The organism is Yersinia sp. FDAARGOS_228, assembly GCF_002073315.2.
GTDB classification, from domain to species: Bacteria; Pseudomonadota; Gammaproteobacteria; order Enterobacterales; family Enterobacteriaceae; genus Yersinia; species Yersinia intermedia.
This window is the reverse complement of record NZ_CP020409.2, coordinates 2,962,784-2,979,822: the sequence shown is the minus strand read 5'-3', so window position 1 is coordinate 2,979,822 and position 17,039 is coordinate 2,962,784. Positions and strand designations below refer to the sequence as shown.

Sequence of the window (17,039 nt, the reverse complement as noted above, 5' to 3'; positions counted from 1 at the left end):
ATAACCATGTCTTATCAGTATGTCAAAGTGTTGATTGCCAATCGGGTGGGTATTATTGAGTTCAACCACACACGCAAACTCAATGCCTTAAGTAAGGTGTTTATTGATGATTTGATGCAAGCATTGCATGACCTCAATCATACCGATATCCGCTGCATAATTCTCCGCGCGCCCGAAGGTTCAAAAGTGTTCTCCGCCGGCCATGATATCCACGAATTACCCACTGGCCGACGTGATCCACTGTCATATGATGACCCACTGCGCCAAATCACCCGAACTATCCAAAAGTATCCTAAACCGATCATTTCCATGGTCGAAGGTAGCGTTTGGGGCGGAGCATTCGAGATGATCATGAGCTCAGATATTATTGTGGCTTGTAACACCTCAACCTTTTCGATGACACCAGTGAATCTGGGGGTTCCCTACAATTTGGTGGGTATCCACAATCTTATTCGCGATGCTGGCTTCCATATTGTGAAAGAGTTGATTTTCACCGCCGCGCCAATAACCGCACAGCGTGCGCTTTCAGTTGGCATTCTCAATCATATCGTTGACCCCGCTGACCTGGAGGATTTCACCCTAAAACTGGCCCACGTCATTTCTGAAAAAGCGCCCTTGGCAATCGCCGTTATTAAAGAAGAACTGCGGGTTTTAGGTGAAGCTCACACCATGAATTCAGATGAGTTTGAGCGCATTCAAGGTCTGCGGCGTGCCGTCTACGATAGTGAAGACTACCTTGAGGGCATGAGCGCATTTATGGAGAAGCGTAAGCCTAACTTTTTGGGGCATTAAACCTTCTCAACCAGAGGATCTCTTTATGAAACGGTCATATTGCATGATGAGCGCTGATGAAGCCGCCGAATGTATTGAACATGGTCATATGGTGGTGTTCAGTGGATTTACCCCAGCCGGAGCGCCTAAGGCGCTTCCTGCCGCCATTGCGCGACGCGCCATGGCGTATCACCAGCAGCAAAAAGAGTTTCAGATTCGTTTACTGACCGGCGCATCTATTAGCGCCAAAGCTGATGATGAAATGGCTGAGGCTGACGCGGTCGCCTGGCGCGCGCCCTATCAGACAGCGTCTGTATTGCGGGAAAAAATCAATCAGGGTGCAGTCAGTTTTGTTGACCTGCATCTGAGTGAAGTAGCACAAATGGTCAGCTATGGCTTCTTTGGTGAGATTGATGTTGCAGTTATCGAAGCCTCGGCGATAACCGCTGATGGCAAGGTGTATCTCAGCAGCGGCATTGGTAATGCGCCGGTTTTTTTACATAAAGCCAAGAAAATCATCATAGAACTCAATCATTACCACAGCCCACGCGTCGCTGAACTGGCTGATATCATCATGCTAGGTGCCCCACCACGGCGTAATACCCTGCCTATCTACCATACACTGGATAAAGTGGGCCAACCCTATGTACAAGTGGACCCCAGCAAAATTGTTGGCATCGTTGAAACCCATTTGCCTGATGCCGGTAATAGCCTGGATCGCGAAAACCCGCTGTGCGAGAAGATCGCCGACAATGTGGTGAGTTTCCTACTTAATGAACTCAAACTAGGCCGTATTCCGCCAGAGTTTCTCCCGTTACAAAGCGGCGTAGGCAATATCAATAACGCCGTGATGAAACGTCTGGGGGAAAACCCAGATATTCCGCCGTTTATGATGTATTCGGAGGTGTTGCAAGAGTCGGTGGTTCAATTATTAGAAACCGAAAAAGTCATGGGAGTAAGCGCATCCAGCTTGACCGTTTCCCCCGCTTCACTGAAAAAAATTTATGACAATATGGATTTTTTCTCTACTCGCATTGTGTTGCGGCCACAGGAGATATCTAACAACCCTGAAATCATTCGTCGGTTAGGGGTTATTGCCCTTAACGTCGGGCTTGAATTTGATATCTATGGCCATGCCAACTCGACCCACGTTGCCGGTACAGAATTGGTCAACGGTATTGGCGGCAGTGCAGATTTTGAGCGCAACGCCTATTTGTCGATCTTTATGGCCCCCTCCATCGTCAAAGGTGGAAAGGTCTCCACCATTGTGCCGATGTGTACTCATGTTGATCATAGTGAGCACAGCGTAAAAGTTATCGTTACAGAACAAGGCGTGGCTGACTTACGCGGGCTATCACCCATGCAACGTGCCACTACGATTATTAATAACTGTGCGCATCCGATGTATCGTGACTATCTGCATAGTTATCTGGCTCAGGCCAAAGGTGGGCACTTGCATCACAATTTGGCGCAAGCATTCCAGTTGCACCAAAATCTGTTCGAATTTGGCTCAATGTTGGCACCTTAATCACCCTCTCGGTCTGCATGTATATAGCCCATGACTTTTTCTATGTGATGGTTATTCTTGAGCGAATAAAGATACTCTCGCATATACATGGGCTGATTCGGCGCATCAAAATATTTCAGTTTGGCGGGGTTAACTAACCGATAAGCAAACTGCGGCACCACCGTCAGAAACTGCCCCTGCTCAACAGCACTGATTTTTGCCATGAAGCTGTAAGGGCGATAGATAATGGTGGGGTTAATCCCAATCGCACGAAAATGCGCACCCAGTAGGGACTCAAAATTTGCCCTATTTTGGAAGCGCATTTGCAACCAAGGTAATGTATTCAACAACTCTATCGCCTGGATATTTTCAAAACGACGTGACACTAAAAAACCAAGCCGTAAAGAGGGAAGCTCGGTGGCTTGCAGGGTATCAATATGGGTGACACGCTGTGACGCTTGCTGAGGAGAGATAATAAAATCCACCCGGCGATCGAGTAAGTCATCAATGACACTGTTTTCGTTAAACTCAAAAGGCTGAGCCGTAATCCCATCGTATTTATCGCTAAGACTGAACAATTGATCAAAAATGATGGTTGGATAAGTGTTATCAACCCCTATCACGATATTCTTCTGCCGTTGTGACATGGCCAAGATACTGTTATCTATAGCTGAAAGTCGTTGATAAATAGGAAATAATTCCTGATAAAGCTCTTGTCCTGCTTTATTGAGGCTGATACTTTTCTCATTGCGAGTAAATAAGGAATAACCCACCAATTCTTCCAGCGCCATAATGCTTTTGCCGAAAGGTGATGCCGTCATGTGTAATTTTTCAGCCGCCTTCGCCATGCTATTTGTTTGGGCTAATACAATAAAATTACGCATTTTCTTGGAAATGAAAACGTTCATTACTTTACTGATATGACAGAGGAAAGAGTGCTACAGCATAAGGGAATCACATCAGGAATAGTGTGAGTGCAAGAGGGGTATCGCCACCCTTTTCTCGAAAAATTCTTTCAATACATTAATTTCGTTATATATCAACTAAATAGGCAGTAAAAAGGCCAAAATGCTGCTCCACACGCTGGCCTGTTTATGCATCTATTTATCACTCAGCAAGGCTTGCTTACTCCAATTTGCTTACTACAGAATCACCCTTGAGCCATCAATCCCAACAATTTAAGAACAAAATACCCCACCACACCAATCACCAGCGGCAAGATATATAAGGTAAAAAACTGCAAGAAGATAGTGTGATGCGGCAAAACCACCTTCTCTTCCAACTGTTCACGGCTGCGCCCTTCGCTACCTTTGGCTTGTTCCAAAATCAATTGATCTTCAATACCCTCACGAATGTGCCGCACCTGCCGCGACATGCGAGCACCGGATGCCTGTAATGACAAACCGACAAAAATCAGCATATAGATGATAAAGAACATAATGTTCGCGGCGGTTACGCCCTGCTGAAGATCAGGCACTGGTGAGTTGAACCAGAAAACATCCAGAAAAGTGGTATTGAAGCGAATCATATCGGTCATCACATGGATAAAATCCAACATGACCGCATTAATCCCGCTACTTTTTTGACTATATTGATAGGCAAAATTGATAATTGAGATCAATGTTGACAGCAGTGCTGGAATAAAAACGAGCCACCCTGCAATCCGTTTGATAACAGCGACGCGCCCAGCCTGTTGATAGGTCATGACTTCTCCTTGTAAATACCACAACTTATGTAGCTTTAGTTTACCCGCTACATGCGTTCTTTGTGCAAAATTTTTGCTTTAACTCTCACCCTTAACGCAAATTCAAGTCTGGCTCATGCGGCGCTTTATCATTAAGTTAATGATAAAGTATTCAACTGGTAGCTAAAAAACCACAGGAGTGATGATAAATGGCAACCCCTCACCCGATTAAAGCCGCAATTTTCGATATGGATGGCTTACTGATTGATTCGGAACCATTATGGCTACAGGCCGAACTCGATATTTTCACCAATCTTGGTCTGGACACATCCTCGCGTAATTCATTACCCGATACTCTGGGTTTACGCATCGATTTGGTGGTTAAACTTTGGTTCCAAACCATGCCATGGCAAGGCCCGAGTCAGGCGGAAGTGTGCAGCCGCATTATCGCCCGGGCAATAGAGTTGGTAGAAGAAACTCGCCCAGTGCTGCCAGGTGTTGAGTACGCACTGGATCTTTGCCGCCAACAAGGGTTGAAAATTGGTCTGGCGTCAGCATCCCCTTTGCATATGCAAGAGCGTGTGTTGGACATGCTAGGCGTTAGAGATCAGTTCGACTGTCTGGTTTCGGCCGAATATCTGCCTCACAGTAAACCGCATCCTGAGGTATATCTAAATGCTGCAACGGCTCTTGGTATCGACCCGTTACAATGCGTCACGCTGGAAGATTCGGTGAACGGTATGATTGCGACGAAAGCGGCACGAATGCGCTCTATCGTGATCCCATCGCCCGAATATCGCGCAGACCCGCGCTGGGTATTGTCTGATATTAAGTTGGAATCATTAGAGCAATTGAGTAAGAAAGATATAACGTAATATTACCATGTTGATCGTAGAGGGCGGTGGAGCCACTGACTCAACCGCCCGAATACCCTTAGAGGAAATCATCTCGCTTAGGGTTAAAGGTGTCGATTAAAATACTGTTATCTTCCAGAGATACCGCGCCGTGCATCTCATTTTTCACGGCACGATATGCATCACCCGCTTTCAATATGCGTTTTTGCCCTTCAATCTCCACTTCAAAGCTGCCTGCAGCAACATAAGCAATCTGGTCATGAATGTCATGTTTGTGTGCAGTACCAATGGCACCTTTGTCAAAGTGAACGCAGACCATCATCAGATCATCGCTCCAGGTCATTACTTTGCGTTTAATACCATTGTCCAACTCTTCCCATGGCGTTTCATCATTAATAAAGAACATCTTCATTGTCACACCTCATTATGCAGAATAAGTTTCTGATGTAGCGTAATCACAGTTTCACGCTGAATTCTGCCCATTCTACGGGCAAAATTGGCAGACAAGCCATAAATAATCCAAAAATCATGACATCCCTCAAAAAATAATAAAACATCATTTCATTTTTATTGAATTAACTTCCCGCAAACACTATCATCTCAGCATTACAAGAAACGCTCGGTCAGAAGTCAGACCAGTACAGGTTGTCAGCAACAATTTCGGCATCATGCGCTGGTTCACGTCTGGCTTGTTTTCTGCGCTGGGTTTTACCCACCAAGATACTGTTCTGTAAGAGAGGCACTGACATGCAAGTTCGTCAAAGCATCCATAGCGAGCACGCGAAACAGCTTGATACTGCGGGTTTGCGTCGTGAGTTTTTGATCGAAAATATATTCACCGCAGATAAGTACACCATGACCTATAGCCACATCGACCGCATCATCGTCGGGGGTATTTTGCCTGTCAGCAAAGCGGTCAGTATTGGTGATGATGTCGGTAAACAACTGGGTGTCAGTTACTTTCTGGAACGCCGCGAATTGGGTGTAATCAATATCGGTGGCCCAGGACTTATCGTTGTTGATGGTCAGCGTTATGACATTGGCAACGAAGAAGCATTGTATGTGGGTAAAGGTGCGAAAGAAGTGCAATTCAGCAGTATCGACGGCGCAAAACCTGCCAAGTTCTACTACAACAGCGCGCCAGCACACACCACTTATCCAAACAAAAAAATCACGCTGGCAGAGGCGGCACCGCAGACATTGGGTGATGATGCCACCAGTAACCGTCGCACTATAAATAAGTACATCGTGCCTGACGTGTTGCCAACCTGCCAACTGACCATGGGTTTGACCAAACTGGCTCCGGGCAATCTGTGGAATACCATGCCTTGTCATACCCATGAGCGCCGTATGGAAGTGTATTTCTACTTTGATATGGACGAAGAAACAGCGGTGTTCCACATGATGGGCCAGGCGCAGGAAACACGTCATTTATTAGTCCACAATGAACAAGCTGTGATTTCACCAAGTTGGTCGATTCATTCTGGCGTGGGCACTAAGCGTTATACCTTCATCTGGGGCATGGTCGGTGAAAACCAAGTCTTCGGTGATATGGACCACATCGCTGTTAGCGAATTGCGTTAAGCGTCACCAACCGAATCCGTCCTTTGGACGGTTTTCTCCCCAATATTGAAATCGCGGCAATCTTTGACCGCCTTGAGAGAGATGTTAGCTATGATTTTAGATTCCTTTGAGTTGAAAGGTAAAGTTGCACTGGTTACTGGCTGTGATACTGGTTTGGGCCAAGGCATGGCGATCGGTTTAGCCGAAGCCGGTTGTGATATCGTTGGCATCAACATTGTTGAGCCGCGTGAAACTATTGATAAAGTGACTGCTTTGGGCCGCCGTTTCCTTAGCCTGACTGCTGACTTGAGTAAAATTGAGCACATCCCTGCCCTGTTGGAACAAGCAGTCGCTGAATTTGGCCAAATCGATATCTTGGTCAATAACGCCGGTATCATTCGCCGTGAAGATGCGATCAACTTTAGCGAAAAGGACTGGGACGATGTCATGAACGTTAACATCAAAACCGTGTTCTTTATGTCTCAAGCGGTTGCCAAACAGTTCATCAAACAAGGCCATGGCGGCAAGATTATCAACGTGGCATCAATGCTGTCTTACCAAGGTGGTATCCGTGTGCCATCTTACACCGCATCGAAAAGCGCAGTCATGGGTGTAACCCGCCTGTTAGCTAACGAGTGGGCTAAACACGGCATCAACGTGAACGCAGTCGCACCGGGTTACATGGCAACCAACAATACCCAACAGTTGCGTAAAGATGAAGAACGCAGCAAAGAGATCCTTGACCGTATCCCTGCGGGCCGTTGGGGCTTGCCTGATGACTTGAAAGGCCCGGTGGTCTTCCTGGCATCTAAAGCATCTGATTATATCAGCGGCTATACCATTGCAGTGGACGGCGGTTGGTTGGCTCGCTAAGCCGATAATCATGACTAATTTGAGTTAAGGTCTATCAGGCGGTGTTATTCGCACTATTTTGACTCAAAGGCTCGTCGAGGCACAACTTCTGTTGTGCCTTTTTTATTATTTATTTATCAATTAGTTAACAAATAAATTCGCCAATAAATTCCTGCCAAAACTGCAAAAATAAAAAATTCAAAACAACGTTCCGACTTCGATCACACTTTTGTCATTCGCTCAATGACTCGTCAGTAAATACAAATATAATAGATTGTGAAACGACGTTTCTATTTATAAGGAACCTTAAACCGGTTCCATGCTGATAGTTGATGATGGGGTTATGGCGATGGATTTTGTAGGCAACATTAAAGGCAGCGACGCAATGATGGTTAACTGGCTCTGTGCTATTCGCAGCTATGTTGATCTGGTCCAGTCTGTTGGCCATAGCAGCCAAAACCCGACACCTCTGTTAGCTGATGGTTTTGATGTACTGACTCATCAACCGGTGGTGTGGGAATTCCCTGATGGGCACAAGACACCAATATCTAACTTTGCCAGCCAGCAAAACTGGCTGCGGACATTGGATGCCCTCAGTCTGGTGACTCAAGATCCGCAATATCACCAACAAGCACGGGTGCAAAGCAGCTATTTCATGCAGCATGGCGTTCATGACCAAAGCGGACTGTTTTACTGGGGCGGCCATCGTTTCCTGAATCTGGATACGTTAACAACCGAAGGGCCAGAGTCAAAAGCACAAGTACATGAACTGAAACATCATCTACCTTATTACGATTTTCTGGTCACTATTGACCGGGAAAAAACACTTAATTTTTTGCAAGGCTTTTGGCACGCCCATGTAGAAGATTGGCAAACACTGGATCTGGGCCGCCACGGTAGCTACGACAAGTTACGCGACCCGCATGTGTTCACTCATGCACGCCGCGATGTGGTTAACCCTACTGACTTGCCACGTCTTCCTGAAACCAAAGGCCTGACCTTTGTGAATGCGGGTACTGACCTGATTTATGCCGCGTATAAGTATGCTGAATATACGGGTGATATCGCCGCAGCGGCTTGGGGGAAACACCTCTATCGCCAATATGTGTTAGCTCGTAACCCGGAAACAGGTTTACCGGTTTATCAGTTCAGTTCGCCACAACAGCGTCGCCCTATCCCGGCGGACGATAACCAAACCCAATCTTGGTATGGCGATCGTGCCAAGCGCCAGTTTGGCCCAGAATTTGGTGACATTGCCCGCGAAGCAAATGTGCTGTTCCGTGATATGCGCCCACTACTGATTGATAATCCATTGGCGATGTTAGATATCTTGCGTCAACAACCCGATGCCCAGGTCCTACAATGGGTTATTGATGGCTTAAAAAATTACTATCGTTTTGCTTATGACGTTGAGAGCAATACATTGCGCCCGTTATGGAACGATGGGCAAGACATGAGCGGTTATGTGTTGCAGCGTGATGGCTACTATGGCGCTAAAGGTACCGTTATTTCGCCATTCCCATTAGACGTTGATTATTTACTGCCATTAGTTCGCGCCTGGCGCTTGAGTGAAGATGAAGAACTGTTGGATCTAATTGGTGTATTACTGCACCGTTGGCAGTTTGCTGAATTGAATAAACAAAAACGCCGGGCATCATTGATGGTGGGTAAAAAACCCGCTGCCACCGCACACCTGTTGTTGGCCTTAATTGAACTGGCGGAGCACTGCCAATGTAGCCGATTATTTGAGTTAGCCTGGCAAGTTGGCGATGAACTCTTTAAACAACATTACCATCGCGGCCTGTTTGTTGAATCGGCTCAACACCGTTATTTCCGCATCGACAATCCGATTGCATTAGCAATATTGACCTTAATTGCAGCAAAACAAAATAAGTCTGCTGCTGTGCCTCAATTTATTACCAACGGTGGTTACATTCATGGAGATTATCGGGTGAACGGGGAAAACCGTACTCTGTATGATATCGATTTTATTTATCCGACGCTTTTGAATCAGTAATTTTATTTATCTTTCATGTTATTAAAAATAGGTAAGCATTATGAATGAAAACAGAATGCTGGGGTTAGCCTATTTATCACCTTATATACTTGGGTTGATAATATTTACGGCTTTCCCCTTTGTATCATCCTTCTTTCTCAGTTTTACTGAGTATGACTTAATGAACCCTCCTGTATTTAACGGGATCGAGAATTATCGTCATATGTTTCTTGAAGATGATTTATTCTGGAAATCCATGGGCGTGACATTCGCTTATGTTTTTCTGACTATTCCTTTAAAACTGGCATTTGCTCTAGGGATCGCTTTTGTACTGAATTTTAAATTACGCGGTATCGGCTTGTTCCGTACTGCTTTCTATATTCCATCAATCCTCGGCAGCAGCGTTGCAATTGCCGTGTTATGGCGTGCCCTGTTCGCCATTGATGGCCTGCTAAACAGCTTTATTGGTGTGTTCGGGTTTGACGCCATCAACTGGTTGGGAGAACCAGCGTTGGCGCTGACATCTGTGACATTACTGCGTGTCTGGCAGTTCGGTTCAGCCATGGTTATCTTCCTTGCCGCATTGCAGAACGTACCGCAGTCACAATATGAAGCAGCCATGATCGATGGTGCCTCTAAATGGCAAATGTTTACGAAAGTTACCGTGCCACTGATCACGCCGGTTATTTTCTTTAACTTTATTATGCAAACTACGCAGGCGTTCCAAGAGTTTACCGCACCGTACGTTATTACCGACGGTGGGCCAACTCACTATACGTATTTATTCTCGCTCTATATCTATGATACAGCGTTTAAATACTTTGATATGGGATACGGTGCTGCACTGGCCTGGGTATTATTCCTGGTAGTCGCCCTCTTCGCCTCAATTGCATTTAAATCATCTAAATATTGGGTCTTCTACTCCGCCGATAAAGGAGGAAAAAATGACTGACGTACAACAAACTTCCAACCAGAAGAAATTAGATCTGGCGCAGGAAATTGCTGATGCGGAAATTAGCCGCACAGAACGCAAAGCAAAAGTCAGTGCTGCTTTCCGCTACATCATTTTGATTATTGTCGGTTTGATGATGCTTTATCCACTGCTGTGGATGTTCTCTGCGGCGTTTAAACCTAATAATGAAATTTTCACCACATTAGGATTATGGCCAGAAAACGCCACTCGTGATGGTTTCGTTAATGGTTGGAAAACCGGTACTGAATATAACTTCGGTCACTACATGCTTAACACCTTTAAGTTTGTAATCCCGAAAGTCATTCTGACGATTATCTCTTCCACTATCGTGGCGTACGGTTTTGCACGCTTTGAGATCCCATGGAAGAAATTCTGGTTCGCAACATTGATTACCACCATGTTGCTGCCAAGTACTGTGTTATTGATTCCGCAATACATCATGTTCCGTGAAATGGGCATGCTGAATAGTTACTTACCACTTTATCTGCCGACGGCCTTCGCCACCCAAGGGTTCTTCGTCTTCATGCTGATTCAGTTCCTGCGTGGTGTTCCACGCGATATGGAAGAAGCGGCACAAATTGACGGTTGTAACTCGCTACAGGTGTTGTGGTATGTGGTTGTGCCAATCTTGAAGCCGGCCATTATCTCCGTCGCACTGTTCCAATTTATGTGGTCAATGAACGACTTTATCGGCCCGCTGATTTATGTCTACAGCGTAGATAAGTACCCGATAGCGCTGGCTCTGAAGATGTCAATCGACGTCACCGAAGGCGCACCGTGGAACGAAATTCTGGCAATGGCAAGCATCTCCATTCTGCCGTCCATCATTGTTTTCTTCCTGGCTCAACGCTACTTCGTGCAAGGCGTAACCAGCAGCGGAATTAAAGGTTAATAGAGGATTTATCATGGCTGAAGTCATTTTCAATAAATTAGGCAAAGTTTACTCCAACGGTTTCCGCGCGGTTCATGGCATTGATCTGAAAATCCATGATGGCGAGTTTATGGTCATTGTTGGTCCATCAGGCTGTGCTAAATCCACCACCCTGCGCATGTTGGCAGGTCTGGAAACCATCAGTGATGGCGAAGTTCGAATTGGTGATCGGGTCGTTAATAATCTGGCGCCTAAATCACGTGGTATTGCCATGGTGTTCCAAAACTATGCGTTATATCCGCACATGACAGTGAAAGAGAATCTGGCCTTTGGCCTGAAACTGAGCAAGCTGCCAAAAGATCAGATTGAAGCACAAGTTGCAGAAGCAGCCAAAATTCTGGAGCTGGAAGATCTGCTGGACAGGCTGCCACGCCAGTTGTCAGGTGGCCAGGCACAACGTGTGGCAGTAGGCCGTGCGATTGTGAAAAAACCTGATGTTTTCTTGTTCGATGAACCGTTGTCGAACCTCGATGCCAAGTTGCGTGCATCAATGCGTATCCGCATCTCAGATTTGCATAAGCAATTGAAAAAAAGCGGGAAAGCAGCAACAACAGTTTATGTTACCCATGACCAGACTGAAGCCATGACGATGGGTGACAGGATCTGTGTAATGAAACTGGGCCATATCATGCAAGTTGATACCCCGGACAATCTTTACCACTACCCTACCAACATGTTTGTTGCAGGTTTTATTGGCGCACCGGAAATGAACATCAAACCGAGTACGCTGGTAGAAAAAGAGGGGCAAATTGGCCTGACAGTTGGCCAATACACCCTGGTATTGAGTGAAAAGCAGCAAGCCAAAGTGGCCGCCCATGCCGGTGAAAAAGTGTTCTTTGGTGTACGCCCAGAATTTATTCGCATGTCCCAACAACCCTTTGCCAATAACCATTCGCAAGGTGAATTAGTTCGTGTGGAAAACATGGGGCATGAATTCTTCTTGTACATCAAGGTTGACGACTTTGAATTGACTTGTCGCTTACCGTCTGATGAAGCACGGCCAATTATTGAAAGTGGCCTGCATCGTACCGTGTACTTCCAGTTTGATATGGATAAATGCCATATCTTTGATGCAAAAACAGAAAAAAATATCTCTCTTTAACAGGAGCAGTACCCAATGAAAAAAGCGATCCTACACACGCTGATAGCATCCACTCTGGCTTTATTATCACATCAGGCTTTTGCACAAGATGATGTTAACCTACGCATGTCATGGTGGGGGGGCAATGGGCGTCATCAAATGACACTTAAAGCTCTGGAAGAGTTCCACAAGCAGCACCCAAACATTAATGTTAAGGCAGAATACACCGGCTGGGACGGTCACCTTTCACGTCTGACGACGCAAATTGCGGGTGGAACTGAACCTGACGTTATGCAAACAAACTGGAACTGGTTGCCAATCTTCTCCAAAGATGGCACTGGCTTCTATGACTTAAATAAAGTGTCAGCGCAGTTGGATTTGGCTCAATTCGATCCGAAAGAACTGCAACAAACTACTGTTAATGGCAAATTAAACGGTATCCCGATTTCAGTGACAGCGCGTATTTTTTACTTCAATGACGCGACCTGGGCTAAATCTGGTTTAGCGTATCCAAAAACGTGGGACGAATTACTTAACGCAGGTTTAGTGTTTAAAGAAAAACTGGGTGACCAATATTACCCTGTGGTATTAGAGCATCAGGATACTCTGGCATTAATTCGCTCTTACATGACACAAAAATACAACACACCGACTATCGATGAAGCTAATAAGAAGTTTGCTTATACACCAGAACAGTGGGTTGAGTTCTTCACTATGTATAAGAAAATGGTTGATAACCATGTGATGCCATCCACTAAATACTATGCCTCATTCGGCAAAAGCAATATGTACGAAATGAAGCCGTGGATTAATGGTGAATGGGGGGGTACTTATATGTGGAACTCCACCATTACTAAGTATTCCGATAACCTGACTAAACCAGCAAAATTGATACTTGGCCCTTATCCGATGTTGCCAGAAGCCAAAGATGCAGGTCTGTTCTTTAAACCAGCTCAAATGCTCTCAATTGGTAAATCGACTAAGTATCCTAAAGAAAGTGCCATGCTCATCAACTTCTTGCTTAACAGCAAAGAAGGTGTTGATGCTATGGGCTTAGAGCGTGGCGTACCACTGAGTAAGACTGCAGTAACTCAACTACGTGCCAGCGGTGTGATTAAAGATGAAGATCCATCTGTTGCTGGTTTAAATATGGCATTAGAACTGCCACATGAAATGAAAACGTCACCATACTTTGATGACCCGCAAATCGTTTCATTGTTCCGGGATGCAATTCAATATATCGATTATGGTCAGAAATCTGTTGAAGAGTCTGCGGAATACTTTAATAAACAAGGTGACCGTATCCTGAAACGCGCCATGAGATAATATGTAATTCTATTTAACTTAAGTTGCCATTAAACCCTGCCATTGATTTGGCGGGGTTATTTTGTTTTATAAATAAAAAATAATAATAGCCAATTAGATCGCCATCACAAATTAATATCTGATTAAAAAATTAATCGATAAGAAAGATCTGGATCACACAAATAATTATCCATATAAATAGAATATGAATCCACATAAAGTGAAACGTTGTTTCTTTGATTGTGGAATTGTTTTTTAGTCGTGTGTTGATTTTTATAAATTTGTTAATGATTGTTGTTTTAAATAACCATAACCCTGGGATTACATAAAAATGAAATTTAAATTACTTACTTTGGCAGTGGCATCTGTTATCAGTTTTAGTTCTGTTGCAACAACAATTGACTATCGGCATGAAATGAAAGATACCAGTAAATCTGATCATAAAGACCGTTTACTGATCTCCAACCGTTTTGCCAATGGTTTTGGTTTATCTTTAGAAGGGAAATGGGGCCAGCACAGCTCTGATACTACGCCTAATAAACCGTTTAATGAGCAAGTCAGTAATGGCACCGAAGTGGTTGCCAGCTATGTTTATCAATTCAACAAAACGTTCCAGATTGAGCCTGGCTTCTCATTAGAGTCATCATCTGACTCGAACAACTATCGCCCTTACTTGCGCGGTAAAGTGTCCTTCACTGATGATTTCTCTACTTCACTGCGTTATCGCCCATATTACAAGCGTAACCAGCCAGCTCAGAGCAAAGCAACAGAAAAAGGCCATGAGTTCACCATGCTGTTTGCTTATAGCTTCTTGAAAGACTATTCAGCGGAATACGAATTAAACTACAAGAAATCTGAAGATGAAATTCTGGCAAATAAAGAAAAAGAAGAATGGAGTCATGATCTGAAAATTGCTTACAAATGGGATAAAAACTGGAAGCCATATGTTGCTATCGGCAACGTAGCGGGTAGCAAAACGACTGACGAACGTCAAACTCGCTACCGTGTCGGTGTGCAGTACAGCTTCTAAGTATTATGTCGTTATGAGTACCCTCATCATTATTTGTTAAATTATGCCCATACCGTATTACTTTGGGGAAAAGTCGACTCCCGGTCACTTTTCCCCTTTTTTTATCTATGTAACGTCATTTCAGCCCTAGACCTGATATTTCCCCCCTGAATACTCACGCTAAACTCCCTGCACTCAGCCAGAGAAAAATGAGACATTTAGTTACAGCGTAACGGCTATCCACGCCAAGATAAATCTCATATACTGGATAAATCAACAGCTACAGATTCGGAATTCAAGTATGACAGGGGAAGGACACCTTATTTTTTCTGTCGCCTGCGCTATCTTTGCCAAAAAAGTCGGTCTAACACCGGAACTGGCACAGGGTGACTGGTGGCATATTATACCTGGCGCCCTGCTAACTTCCCTGCTACCCGATATTGATCATCCAAAGTCAATCCTTGGCCAGCGGTTAAAGTGGCTCTCTACCCCCATTGCCCGCGCATTTGGCCATCGTGGGTTTACCCATAGCCTATTGGCAGTTATCGGTGGTGTGGCACTATTTCAAATGGACATCTCACGCGATTGGATTATTCCCGCAGATGCGTTCCATGCAATGATTATTGGCTATTTCAGCCATTTGCTGGCAGATATGCTCACACCTGCTGGTGTACCGCTGTTATGGCCTTGCCGCTGGCGATTCTGTATTCCGCTATTACGCCCACAAAAAGGCAATCAATTAGAACGCGTATTCTGTGTTCTATTAGTTTGTTTTTCCGTCTATTGGCAAACTGATACCACCATTCCCCTGCTATCCTATATGGAACAATTGAAAAACTTTCGATTGTGATCACATTTTAATGGGTGAATAATCACCAATCTGAATATATTCCATACAAATCAGGCGAAAAATTTATATGCCATTCTTTTTGGATATAAGTGAGCCTGAAAAGGAACTGCTACCATATACGGCTAATTGCACCATGACGGTGCTTGGCTCTGTTCTAGATAAAAATAGCAATAGAATATGTAGCCAGTATTTAAAATAATAATTTGGAGATATGGGGATGAACCTTCCGCTTGTGATTAACGTGCTGGTATTTGTAGCACTGCTATTACTATTGGCACAAACCCGCCATAAACAATGGAGTCTGGCTAAGAAAGTCTTGGTTGGCTTGGCACTGGGTGTGCTATTTGGTCTGGGCTTGCAATGGGTATACGGTGCTGATAACCCGGTACTGAAAGAGTCCATCACCTGGTTTAATATTGTCGGAAATGGTTATGTGCAATTATTGCAAATGATTGTTATGCCGCTGGTATTCGCCTCAATATTGAGCGCTGTCGCTAAACTGCATAATGCCTCTTCGCTAGGCAAAATCAGCGTCCTGACAATCGGTACTTTGCTGTTCACTACGCTAATTGCTGCCCTGGTTGGGGTGCTGGTTACCAATCTGTTTGGTTTAACCGCAGAAGGTCTGGTGCAAGGTACGCAAGAAACGGCACGTTTGAGTGCCATTGAAAGTAACTACTTAAGCAAAGTGACGGACTTGACAGTACCGCAGTTGATCCTGTCATTTATTCCGAAAAACCCGTTTGCCGATTTGACCGGAGCCAGTCCGACCTCAATTATCAGCGTGGTTATTTTCGCGACTTTCCTCGGTATTGCCTCACTGCAACTGCTGAAAGATGATGTTGAGAAAGGCCAACGCGTATTAGTGGCTATCGATACACTGCAAGCTTGGGTAATGAAACTGGTTCGTCTGGTCATGAAGCTGACGCCCTACGGCGTATTGGCATTAATGACCAAAGTTGTGGCCGGCTCTAACATTCAAGACATTATCAAGCTAGGTAGCTTTGTCGTTGCCTCCTACCTTGGCCTGGCAATTATGTTTGTGGTTCACGCTGTGTTGCTGTCATTGACCGGCATCAATCCGTTGAAATTCTTCCGCAAAGTCTGGCCGGTTCTGACCTTCGCCTTTACCAGCCGTTCCAGCGCGGCCAGTATTCCGCTGAATGTGGAAGCTCAAACCCGCCGCTTGGGTGTCCCTGAGTCTATCGCCAGCTTCTCTGCCTCCTTTGGTGCCACCATAGGGCAAAATGGCTGTGCTGGTCTTTATCCTGCAATGCTGGCCGTTATGGTTGCGCCAACGGTAGGCATCAACCCGCTGGATCCAGTATGGATTGCCACACTGGTGGGGATCGTAACCATCAGTTCTGCCGGTGTTGCGGGTGTTGGTGGTGGTGCAACCTTCGCCGCACTGATTGTGTTGCCTGCACTGGGCTTGCCAGTCACATTGGTTGCTTTATTGATCTCTGTTGAGCCATTGATTGATATGGGCCGGACCGCGCTGAACGTTAGCGGTTCAATGACCGCCGGTACCATTACCAGCCAATTGATGAAACAGACAGATAAAGAAATTCTCAACAGTGACGACGATGGCGATTTAGCGCATCAATAAACAACGCTAATTAGCCACTCTATTGTCATTATTCAGAAAGCCAGTCAGTAAAAT

General features: G+C 45.1%; 17 protein-coding genes. 13 read left to right on the top strand and 4 right to left on the bottom strand.

The window, feature by feature from the left end; all coding sequences use genetic code 11:
• Positions 1 to 6 precede the first annotated feature (6 nt).
• Both scpB and A6J67_RS13720 read left to right on the top strand, forming a co-directional pair.
• On the top strand, positions 7 to 792 hold the full coding sequence (scpB, locus tag A6J67_RS13725) for a methylmalonyl-CoA decarboxylase (RefSeq protein ID WP_005182903.1): 786 nt from the start codon (positions 7 to 9) through the stop codon (positions 790 to 792).
• A gap of 25 nt (positions 793 to 817) precedes the next feature.
• Positions 818 to 2,299 carry a succinate CoA transferase gene (locus tag A6J67_RS13720; protein ID WP_032905803.1) on the top strand — a complete coding sequence of 494 codons (1,482 nt, stop codon included), beginning with the start codon at positions 818 to 820 and terminating at the stop codon, positions 2,297 to 2,299.
• On the opposite strand, the gene srsR is transcribed toward A6J67_RS13720, so the two are convergent.
• Positions 2,296 to 3,186 (bottom strand): LysR family transcriptional regulator SrsR, encoded by an 891-nt coding sequence (gene srsR / locus A6J67_RS13715; RefSeq protein WP_032905804.1) that lies wholly within the window; start codon positions 3,184 to 3,186, stop codon positions 2,296 to 2,298. The two genes, A6J67_RS13720 and srsR, sit on opposite strands and share 4 nt — an antisense overlap.
• A 242-nt stretch (positions 3,187 to 3,428) precedes the next feature.
• On the bottom strand, positions 3,429 to 3,983 hold the full coding sequence (locus A6J67_RS13710; protein WP_005182907.1) for a YniB family protein: 555 nt from the start codon (positions 3,981 to 3,983) through the stop codon (positions 3,429 to 3,431).
• Positions 3,984 to 4,171: 188 nt separating this feature from the next.
• On the opposite strand from A6J67_RS13710, the gene hxpB reads away from it, so the two are divergent.
• Positions 4,172 to 4,837 carry a hexitol phosphatase HxpB gene (gene hxpB, locus A6J67_RS13705; RefSeq protein WP_050088356.1) on the top strand — a complete coding sequence of 222 codons (666 nt, stop codon included), beginning with the start codon at positions 4,172 to 4,174 and terminating at the stop codon, positions 4,835 to 4,837.
• A 58-nt stretch (positions 4,838 to 4,895) separates the two neighbouring features.
• On the opposite strand, the gene A6J67_RS13700 is transcribed toward hxpB, so the two are convergent.
• Entirely contained in the window at positions 4,896 to 5,228 is a 333-nt protein-coding gene (locus A6J67_RS13700; RefSeq protein ID WP_050297737.1) for a cupin domain-containing protein, read from the bottom strand.
• 211 nt (positions 5,229 to 5,439) lie between these two features.
• Positions 5,440 to 5,565, bottom strand: coding sequence for a hypothetical protein (locus tag A6J67_RS23800; RefSeq protein ID WP_005182924.1), 126 nt, complete (start codon positions 5,563 to 5,565; stop codon positions 5,440 to 5,442).
• Here A6J67_RS23800 and kduI point away from each other — a divergent pair.
• From kduI to A6J67_RS13650, 10 genes are all read left to right on the top strand, one after another.
• The gene (gene kduI, locus A6J67_RS13695; protein ID WP_050297738.1) at positions 5,564 to 6,400 is read left to right on the top strand and encodes a 5-dehydro-4-deoxy-D-glucuronate isomerase; all 837 of its coding nucleotides are present in this window, start codon (positions 5,564 to 5,566) and stop codon (positions 6,398 to 6,400) included. The two genes, A6J67_RS23800 and kduI, sit on opposite strands and share 2 nt — an antisense overlap.
• Positions 6,401 to 6,490: 90 nt before the next feature.
• Positions 6,491 to 7,252 carry a 2-dehydro-3-deoxy-D-gluconate 5-dehydrogenase KduD gene (gene kduD, locus A6J67_RS13690; protein ID WP_005182925.1) on the top strand — a complete coding sequence of 254 codons (762 nt, stop codon included), beginning with the start codon at positions 6,491 to 6,493 and terminating at the stop codon, positions 7,250 to 7,252.
• 328 nt (positions 7,253 to 7,580) lie between these two features.
• Positions 7,581 to 9,248 carry a pectate lyase gene (locus A6J67_RS13685; protein WP_032905892.1) on the top strand — a complete coding sequence of 556 codons (1,668 nt, stop codon included), beginning with the start codon at positions 7,581 to 7,583 and terminating at the stop codon, positions 9,246 to 9,248.
• 40 nt (positions 9,249 to 9,288) lie between these two features.
• Entirely contained in the window at positions 9,289 to 10,179 is an 891-nt protein-coding gene (locus A6J67_RS13680) for a carbohydrate ABC transporter permease (RefSeq protein ID WP_005182931.1), read from the top strand.
• Positions 10,172 to 11,092: a carbohydrate ABC transporter permease gene (locus A6J67_RS13675; RefSeq protein WP_042569902.1), complete on the top strand. Its 921-nt coding sequence runs from the start codon at positions 10,172 to 10,174 to the stop codon at positions 11,090 to 11,092. The genes A6J67_RS13680 and A6J67_RS13675 overlap by 8 nt, the downstream gene beginning before the upstream one ends.
• A 13-nt stretch (positions 11,093 to 11,105) precedes the next feature.
• On the top strand, positions 11,106 to 12,233 hold the full coding sequence (locus A6J67_RS13670) for an ABC transporter ATP-binding protein (RefSeq protein WP_005182933.1): 1,128 nt from the start codon (positions 11,106 to 11,108) through the stop codon (positions 12,231 to 12,233).
• A gap of 15 nt (positions 12,234 to 12,248) precedes the next feature.
• Positions 12,249 to 13,538 (top strand): ABC transporter substrate-binding protein, encoded by a 1,290-nt coding sequence (locus A6J67_RS13665; protein ID WP_050074101.1) that lies wholly within the window; start codon positions 12,249 to 12,251, stop codon positions 13,536 to 13,538.
• Between the two features lie 310 nt (positions 13,539 to 13,848).
• Entirely contained in the window at positions 13,849 to 14,547 is a 699-nt protein-coding gene (locus A6J67_RS13660) for an oligogalacturonate-specific porin KdgM family protein (protein ID WP_005182935.1), read from the top strand.
• Between the two features lie 280 nt (positions 14,548 to 14,827).
• Positions 14,828 to 15,376, top strand: a complete 549-nt coding sequence (locus A6J67_RS13655; protein ID WP_005182936.1) for a metal-dependent hydrolase — start codon at positions 14,828 to 14,830, stop codon at positions 15,374 to 15,376.
• Positions 15,377 to 15,593: 217 nt separating this feature from the next.
• Positions 15,594 to 16,985 (top strand): L-cystine transporter, encoded by a 1,392-nt coding sequence (locus A6J67_RS13650; RefSeq protein WP_042569903.1) that lies wholly within the window; start codon positions 15,594 to 15,596, stop codon positions 16,983 to 16,985.
• The last annotated feature ends 54 nt before the right edge of the window (positions 16,986 to 17,039 follow it).

Bases quoted from the DNA above. Each gene is read 5' to 3' on its own strand.
- A6J67_RS13685 (WP_032905892.1), top strand. From the start codon at position 7,581: ATGGATTTTGTAGGCAACATTAAAGGCAGCGACGCAATGATGGTTAAC.
- A6J67_RS13710 (WP_005182907.1), bottom strand. From the start codon at position 3,983: ATGACCTATCAACAGGCTGGGCGCGTCGCTGTTATCAAACGGATTGCA.
- A6J67_RS13655 (WP_005182936.1), top strand. From the start codon at position 14,828: ATGACAGGGGAAGGACACCTTATTTTTTCTGTCGCCTGCGCTATCTTT.
- A6J67_RS13675 (WP_042569902.1), top strand. From the start codon at position 10,172: ATGACTGACGTACAACAAACTTCCAACCAGAAGAAATTAGATCTGGCG.
- A6J67_RS13670 (WP_005182933.1), top strand. From the start codon at position 11,106: ATGGCTGAAGTCATTTTCAATAAATTAGGCAAAGTTTACTCCAACGGT.
- hxpB (WP_050088356.1), top strand. From the start codon at position 4,172: ATGGCAACCCCTCACCCGATTAAAGCCGCAATTTTCGATATGGATGGC.
- A6J67_RS13680 (WP_005182931.1), top strand. From the start codon at position 9,289: ATGAATGAAAACAGAATGCTGGGGTTAGCCTATTTATCACCTTATATA.
- A6J67_RS23800 (WP_005182924.1), bottom strand. From the start codon at position 5,565: ATGTCAGTGCCTCTCTTACAGAACAGTATCTTGGTGGGTAAAACCCAG.
- A6J67_RS13650 (WP_042569903.1), top strand. From the start codon at position 15,594: ATGAACCTTCCGCTTGTGATTAACGTGCTGGTATTTGTAGCACTGCTA.
- A6J67_RS13660 (WP_005182935.1), top strand. From the start codon at position 13,849: ATGAAATTTAAATTACTTACTTTGGCAGTGGCATCTGTTATCAGTTTT.
- kduD (WP_005182925.1), top strand. From the start codon at position 6,491: ATGATTTTAGATTCCTTTGAGTTGAAAGGTAAAGTTGCACTGGTTACT.
- kduI (WP_050297738.1), top strand. From the start codon at position 5,564: ATGCAAGTTCGTCAAAGCATCCATAGCGAGCACGCGAAACAGCTTGAT.
- A6J67_RS13700 (WP_050297737.1), bottom strand. From the start codon at position 5,228: ATGAAGATGTTCTTTATTAATGATGAAACGCCATGGGAAGAGTTGGAC.
- srsR (WP_032905804.1), bottom strand. From the start codon at position 3,186: ATGAACGTTTTCATTTCCAAGAAAATGCGTAATTTTATTGTATTAGCC.
- A6J67_RS13720 (WP_032905803.1), top strand. From the start codon at position 818: ATGAAACGGTCATATTGCATGATGAGCGCTGATGAAGCCGCCGAATGT.
- scpB (WP_005182903.1), top strand. From the start codon at position 7: ATGTCTTATCAGTATGTCAAAGTGTTGATTGCCAATCGGGTGGGTATT.
- A6J67_RS13665 (WP_050074101.1), top strand. From the start codon at position 12,249: ATGAAAAAAGCGATCCTACACACGCTGATAGCATCCACTCTGGCTTTA.